5 protein-coding genes and 1 pseudogene are annotated in these 7,137 nt (G+C 72.4%); 5 read left to right on the top strand and 1 reads right to left on the bottom strand.

Annotated elements, in window-relative coordinates; translation table 11 throughout:
* The 5 genes and pseudogenes from N869_RS17610 to N869_RS01110 all read left to right on the top strand — a co-directional run.
* Positions 1–268 (top strand): annotated as a pseudogene (locus N869_RS17610) (hypothetical protein); the annotation flags it as partial.
* Between the two features lie 93 nt (positions 269–361).
* Complete coding sequence (ligA, locus tag N869_RS01125; RefSeq protein ID WP_035056654.1) at positions 362–2,659, top strand: NAD-dependent DNA ligase LigA; 2,298 nt, start codon at positions 362–364, stop codon at positions 2,657–2,659.
* Positions 2,656–3,138, top strand: coding sequence for a GNAT family N-acetyltransferase (locus N869_RS01120; RefSeq protein WP_052104817.1), 483 nt, complete (start codon positions 2,656–2,658; stop codon positions 3,136–3,138). Before ligA ends, N869_RS01120 begins: the two co-directional genes overlap by 4 nt.
* 45 nt (positions 3,139–3,183) lie before the next feature.
* The gene (locus tag N869_RS01115; protein WP_035056651.1) at positions 3,184–3,645 is read left to right on the top strand and encodes a hypothetical protein; all 462 of its coding nucleotides are present in this window, start codon (positions 3,184–3,186) and stop codon (positions 3,643–3,645) included.
* Between the two features lie 105 nt (positions 3,646–3,750).
* Positions 3,751–5,808, top strand: a complete 2,058-nt coding sequence (locus tag N869_RS01110; RefSeq protein ID WP_084136311.1) for an alpha-glucuronidase — start codon at positions 3,751–3,753, stop codon at positions 5,806–5,808.
* Positions 5,809–5,827: 19 nt separating this feature from the next.
* Here N869_RS01110 and manD read toward each other — a convergent pair whose 3' ends face one another.
* The gene (gene manD, locus N869_RS01105) at positions 5,828–7,069 is read right to left on the bottom strand and encodes a D-mannonate dehydratase ManD (RefSeq protein ID WP_269545853.1); all 1,242 of its coding nucleotides are present in this window, start codon (positions 7,067–7,069) and stop codon (positions 5,828–5,830) included.
* Between the last annotated feature and the right edge of the window lie 68 nt (positions 7,070–7,137).

Below are 7,137 nucleotides of genomic sequence, written 5' to 3'. Positions count from 1 at the left end.
CGAGGGCGGGCAGCGGATGTGGTTCGGTCTGCCGCAGCAGCGCCGGTGGCGTCCGGCCGAGGCCGACCAGCTCGCGCCGATGATCGCCCGGCCCTGGGCCGCCGTCGGGCTGGACCCGGCCGGCCTGGCGGACGTCGTGGTGCACGTGGAGACGTCGGCGAGCCTGTCCGGTGGCGACCTGGTGCTCTCCGAGACCCGCGAGGTCCGCTCGGCGGTCCAGGTCGCAGCGGGCGTCGCCGAGCTCCTGGGGCGCACCGCGCAGGGCTGAGGCCGGGGTCGGGGACGGTCGTGGGAGCCGTGTGCTGGGGTCGGGCGGTGGTCCGAGGAGCGCGGTGTCGTGGGTTGGCGCGATGATGTCGCGGTGAGCGCCACGGTGGATCCCCCTTCGCCCGACACCGGTCTGGACCAGACCCAGGCACGACACCTGTGGGCCGAGCTGGCCGCGCAGGTGCGTGAGCACCAGTTCGCGTACTACCTGCGTGACGCGCCGGTGGTGAGCGACGCGGCCTACGACGCGCTCCTGCGCAGGCTCGTGGCGCTCGAGGACGCCTACCCCCAGTACGGGCTGCGCACGCCGGACTCCCCGACCCAGCAGGTCGGGGGGACGTTCTCGACGGAGTTCACACCCGTGGACCACGTCGAGCGGATGCTCAGCCTGGACAACGCGTTCTCGGCCGAGGACCTGGCGGCGTGGGAGGGGCGCGTCCGGCGGGAGCTGGAGCAGGCCGGTGAGGACCTGCACTACCTGTGCGAGCTCAAGATCGACGGGTTGGCCGTGGCGCTGCTGTACGAGGACGGCCGCCTGGTCCGGGCAGCGACCAGGGGTGATGGTCGTACCGGTGAGGACGTGACCCTCAACGTCCGCACGATCCAGGGGGTGCCCCACGTCCTGCAGGGAGAGGACCACCCCGGACTCATCGAGGTCCGGGCAGAGGTGTTCCTGCCGGTCGAGGGCTTCGTGGCGCTGAACGAGGCCCAGGTCGCGGCCGGCAAGCCGCCCTTCGCCAACCCCAGGAACTCCGCCGCCGGGTCGCTGCGCCAGAAGGACCCGAGGGTCACCGCCTCGCGTCCGTTGCGGATGTACTGCCACGGGATCGGGGCCATGCGGTGGGCGGGCCGCGAGCAGGCGACCGCGCGCCAGTCGCAGACCTACGAGCTGCTCGCCTCCTGGGGCCTGCCGGTCTCACCCCACACACGGGTGGTGGCAGACCGCTCCGGGATCCAGGAGATGATCGACCACTACGCCGCGCACCGGCACGACGTCGAGCACGAGATCGACGGGGTCGTGGTCAAGGTCGACGAGACGGCGCTGCAGCGCCGCCTGGGCGCCACCAGCCGCGCCCCGCGGTGGGCGGTGGCGTTCAAGTACCCGCCCGAGGAGGTCAACACCCGTCTGCTGGACATCCGCGTCAACGTCGGTCGTACCGGCCGCGTCACGCCCTACGGCGTGATGGAGCCGGCGAAGGTGGCGGGGTCCACGGTCGAGATGGCCACGCTCCACAACGCCTCGGAGGTACGACGCAAGGGCGTGCTGATCGGCGACACCGTGGTGCTGCGCAAGGCGGGGGACGTGATCCCCGAGATCGTCGGGCCGGTCGTGGACCTGCGGGACGGGTCCGAACGCGCGTTCGTGATGCCGACGCACTGCCCGTCGTGCGGGACGCTCCTGGCGCCAGCGAAGGAGGGCGACGTCGACATCCGGTGCCCGAACACGCGCTCGTGCCCGGCCCAGCTGAGCGAACGTGTGGCGCACATCGCCTCGCGCAACGCGCTGGACATCGAGGCGATGGGCTGGGAGGCGGCGATCGCGCTGACCGCGCCCGAGCACGGCCGCCCCGTCGACGCCTCCGTCTACCGGCCGCACGGGCTCGACGGGCCGGTACCCGAGGAGCTCCCTCCACCCCAGCAGCCGGTCCTGTCCAGCGAGGCCGGCCTGTTCGACCTCACCGCGCAGGACCTGGCCGGCGTGCGCGTGTGGCGGGAGATCAAGAAGGCCGGCGCAGGCACCGGGATGTGGGAGGACCGGCTGCACTTCTGGACCAAGCCGACCGCCCGCACCCCGTCCAAGCCGCACGCGAACACCGACAGGCTGTTCGCCGAGCTGGACAAGGCCCGGGCACAGCCGCTGTGGCGGGTGCTCGTGGCGCTGTCGATCCGGCACGTGGGCCCCACCGCGGCCCGCGCCCTGGCCACGGCGTTCGGGTCCCTGGAGGTGATCCGGGCCGCCGACGAGGAGCGGCTGGCCGCCGTCGAGGGGGTGGGCCCGACCATCGCGGCTGCGGTGCGGGACTGGTTCGAGGTCGACTGGCACGTGGAGATCGTCGAGTCGTGGGCCGCGGCGGGCGTGCAGATGCGCGACGAGCGGGACGAGTCCGTGCCGCGGACCCTCGAGGGGATGACGGTCGTGGTGACGGGGTCCCTGGAGGGCTTCTCGAGGGACAGTGCCAAGGAGGCCGTGCTGGTGCGCGGCGGCCGGGCCGCGGGCAGCGTGTCCAAGCGCACCCACGTCGTGGTCGTGGGTGAGAACGCCGGGTCCAAGGAGGCCAAGGCCCTGGAGCTGGGTGTCCCGATCCTCGACGAGGCCGGCTTCCGGCGCCTGCTGGAAGGGGGGCCCGGGGCGGTGGGCCTGGTCGCCCCGGGCGGGGGCGAGTCATCGTGACGGTCGAGGTCCGTCCCGTCCGGGACGTGGAGGTGGCCCGGGTGGGGGAGCTCACCGCGGGCGCCTACCTCGCGGACGAGCTCGTGGCTCCGGACCACGGCTACCTGGGTGAGCTGCGTGACGCGGTGCGACGAGCCGAGCAGGCGACCGTCCTGGTCGCGCTCGTGGACGACCGGGTCGTCGGGACGATCACCGTCGCGTCCCCGGGGTCGCCGTACGCGGAGGTCGCGGCCGAGGGGGAGTGGGAGCTGCGGATGCTGGCGGTCGACCCGGGCACCCGTGGCCAGGGTGTGGGTGAGGTGCTGCTGCGCGCGGGGATCGACCGCGCGAGGACCGCGGGCGCCGCTGCGGTGGTGCTGTCGACCATGCCCTCGATGCACGCGGCGCGGCGCATGTACGACCGGCTCGGGCTGGTCCGGTGCCCGGACCGGGACTGGCCGGCGGGAGGGCAGGTCATGCTGGTGTACACGACGGACTGACCGCCCGGCGTGCACGGAGGCGGGCCCGTGGCGCACACTGGCGCCATGATCTCCGCCGAGCTCGCCGCCGCCCTCCGTGACGAGGGGGTCCGGTGGGATCCTGTGGCCGGCGACCGGTTCGTGATCCCGCAGCCGGGGTTGGACGAGGAGCTCTTCACCCTCAGCGAGATGACCATCGAGGCCCGCCGGTACCCGACGGGAACGATCCTGGGGTTCAACGGCACCACCGAGTGGGCTCTGGACTCGGTGGCGTTGGAGGAAGCGCTGTGGATGCCGCGCGAGGACCAGTTGCGCGACCTCCTCGGTGGCGCGTTCGAGTCCCTGGTGCGGGCCGCGACCGGGGAGGGCGAGGACGAGGCCGCGGGCGCCGAGGCCGAGACCGGCGTGCCGGTGTACGAGGTCACCACCCGTGTCGGGGACCGTCCCGTGTCGGTGCACCGGGCGCAGGAGCCCGCTGACGCGTACGCACTCGCACTGCTGGCGCTCGTGGCGAGCGCGCACGAATGAGGTCCTCGGTCGGTGTTGACGGGGGAGAACCGGGCGCTAGGCTGAACTCTCGGACCTGACACCGATAGTTTCAGAGGCCGACCCCCGGCCCAGGAGAGGCAAGACATGGCGACGACGCCCTGGTTCTCGACGTCCGACTCCTGCTGGCTCCGGCCGCAGCACGTCCTGCCACTGCTCGGTCACGGCCCCCAGGTCCTCGGCGACGGGCGGCTGCAGACGACGATCCGGGAGGAGCTCGCCGCGGCGGCGGCGGAGGTGGCGCCCGGCCCCGGCACCACGAAGCCGGGTGAGCACGCCCTGCTGCTCGCCACCCACGAGGACCTCGCGCTCACCCACCCGGGGATGGCTGCGGCCGTCGAGCCCGCGCTCGTGGGGCTGGGTCCGGAAGGCTATGTCACGACCACCCACGCCGGCACCGACCTGCTCACCGCCGCTGACGCCCGTGGCCTGCTGCACGGCTTCTACGCGCTGCTGCGCGACGGGCTCGCGGTGTTCGACGGCTCCACCCGGCGCGAGGAGCCCACCTGCCCGGTCCGGATGGTCAACCAGTGGGACAACCTGAGTGCCGACGCCCCCATGGGAAGCGTGGAGCGCGGGTACTCCGGGGACTCGATCTTCTACGCCGACGGCGCGGTCGTGCAGGACCGGCGGCGCGTGAAGGACTACGCCCGGCTGCTGGCGTCGGTGGGGATCAACGCCCTGTCCCTGAACAACGTCAACGTCCACGGCCCCGAGACCCGCCTCATGACCGACCACGTCCAGGACGTCGCGGACCTCGCGCGCACGTTCGCCGACCACGGGATCGCGACCTACCTCAGCATCAACTACGCCGCACCTATCGAGATCGGCGGCCTGGGGACGGCCGACCCGCTCGACCCCCAGGTGCGGCAGTGGTGGGTGCAGGCGTCCGAGGCGCTGTTCGCCCAGGTGCCCGACCTGGGTGGTTACCTGGTCAAGGCCGACTCCGAGAACCGGCCGGGTCCGTTCACCTACGGTCGCACCCACGCCGACGGCGCCAACATGCTGGCTGAAGCACTGCGGCCGCACGGAGGGACCGTCTTCTGGCGCTGCTTCGTCTACGACTGCCGACAGGACTGGCGGGACCGGCGGACCGACCGCGCGCGAGCCGCGTACGACCACTTCATGCCGCTGGACGGGGAGTTCGCCGACAACGTCGTCCTGCAGGTCAAGAACGGGCCCATGGACTTCCAGGTCCGTGAGCCGGTGTCGCCGCTCCTCGGGGGCCTGGAACGCACCAACGTGGTCATGGAGCTGCAGATCGCGCAGGAGTACACCGGGCAGCAGAAGCACGCCTGCTACCTGGCGCCGCAGTGGAAGCAGGTCCTGGACTTCGACACCCGCAGCGCAGACCCCCGGGCGCCGTCCGGCGCGGCCGTGCGCGACGTCGTGGCGGGACGGACCTTCGCGCGCCCCGTGGCCGGGGTCGCCGCCGTCTCCAACATCGGCGACGACGTGTACTGGACGGGCCACCCCTGGGCGCAGGCCAACCTGTACGCCTACGGCCGCCTCGCGTGGGACCCCGCGTCGGACCCCGACGACCTGCTGCACCGGTGGTCGCGGCTGACGTACCCGGACCTGCCCGACGTGCAGCGTGCCGTGGTCGACATCCTGGCCGGGTCCTGGCTCACCTACGAGCGCTACACCTCACCGCTCGGGGTGGGGTGGATGGTCGAGCCGGGGCACCACTACGGGCCGAGCATCGAGGGCTACGAGTACTCGGCCTGGGGCACGTACCACTTCGCCGACCGCGACGGCGTGGGCGTGGACCGCACCGTCGCCACCGGCACGGGCTACACGGGTCAGTACAGGGAGCCGTGGGCCTCCGTCTACGAGTCGGTGGACCGCTGCCCGGACGAGCTGCTGCTGTTCTTCCACCACGTGCCGTACGGGCACGAGCTCGCCTCCGGCAGGACCGTCATCCAGCACATCTACGACACCCACTTCCAGGGCGTCGAGGAGGTCCAGGCCATGGTCGCCCGGTGGGAGCAGGTGGCGGACCAGGTCGACGGTGCGCTCGCTGAACGTGTGTCGGGGCGCCTGGCCGAGCAGCTCCGCTCGGCCAGGGAGTGGCGCGACCAGGTGAACACCTACTTCCGGCGGGCCTCGGGTGTGGACGACGCGCGGGGGCGCACCATCTACTGAGATCGGGTGCGGGTCGGGGTCACCAGTCGTGGACGGACCCGTCGGCCAGCCGAGCGACGGGGAGGTAGGCCGGCGAGTACGGGTGCTCGGCGGCCTTCTCCTCGTCCAGGTGCACGCCGTGGCCGGGGTCCTCACCGACGTGGAGGTACCCGTCGGCGAAGCGGTAGGAGTGCGGGAACACGCTGTCGGTGAGCGCGGAGTGCGCCATGTACTCCTGGATCCCGAAGTTGGGGATCGCGGTGTCCAGGTGGACCGCTGCGCCCAGGCACACCGGTGACAGGTCCGTCGCACCGTGCGACCCGGACCTGACGCCGTACAGGTGGGCCAGGTCGAAGATCCGCCGCAGGTGGGTCAGGCCGCCCGCGTGGGTCACCGTCGTCCGCACGTAGTCCACGAGGCGCTCGGTGATGAGCGTCTGCACGCTGTGGACCGAGCTCAGGACCTCACCGGTCGCGATCGGGGTGCGGGTGTGCTGACGGATGAGACGGAAGGCGGTCTGGTCCTCGGCCGGCGTCGGGTCCTCGATCCAGAACAGGTCGTAGGGCTCGAGCGAGGCCCCCAGGCGGGCGGCCTCGATCGGGGTGAGCCGGTGGTGCACGTCGTGCAGGAGCGCGATCTCGAAGCCGTAGGTGTCGCGCAGCGCCTCGAAGAGGCGGGGCACGTGGGTCAGGTAGGAGCGGGTGTCCCACACGGTCTCCTCGGGCAGGGAGCCGTGGGCGGGGTCGTAGATCTCCCCGGGCCGGCTCACGCCGTAGGTCCCGGTCCCGCCGGGCACGGCGGTCTGGGCGCGGACGGCCGTGTAGCCCAGGTCGATGAGCCGGCCCACGTCGGCGACGGTCTCCTCGATGGTCTCGCCGGTCGCGTGCCCGTACACGCGCACCTTGTCCCGGCTGCGTCCGCCGAGCAGCTGGTGGAGCGGGAGGTCGGCCCGCTTGGCCTTGATGTCCCACAGGGCGGTGTCCACCGCTGCCAACGCGCTCATGCCGACGGGGCCCCCGCGCCAGTAGGCGCCGCGGTAGAGGTACTGCCAGGTGTCCTCGATCCGTCCGGCGTCCCGTCCGACCAGGAGCGGGACCAGGTGCTCGTCCAGGTAGGCCGCGACGGCGAGCTCGCGGCCGTTGAGGGTCGCGTCACCGATCCCGACGGTCCCGTCCTCGGTGGTGACCACGAGCGTCACGAAGTTGCGCGTGGGTGAGGTCACCACCACCCGCGCCTGCGCGATCCGGTCCCTGCTGCTGGCCGTTGACAGGGGTGTGGGCACCGAGACTCCTCGAAAATGTCGGCCGATGCTCCGATACACCGGTGCCCAGACACTAGGATGGGCGCACG

Source organism: Cellulomonas bogoriensis 69B4 = DSM 16987, from assembly GCF_000767165.1.
Classification (GTDB): Bacteria; Actinomycetota; Actinomycetes; order Actinomycetales; family Cellulomonadaceae; genus Actinotalea; species Actinotalea bogoriensis.
Note: the sequence above shows the minus strand (reverse complement) of the source record. Positions and strands in the feature narration are given on the sequence as shown.

Coding starts and splice junctions, on each gene's coding strand:
- N869_RS01110 (WP_084136311.1), top strand. CDS start 3,751: ATGGCGACGACGCCCTGGTTCTCGACGTCCGACTCCTGCTGGCTCCGG.
- N869_RS01115 (WP_035056651.1), top strand. CDS start 3,184: ATGATCTCCGCCGAGCTCGCCGCCGCCCTCCGTGACGAGGGGGTCCGG.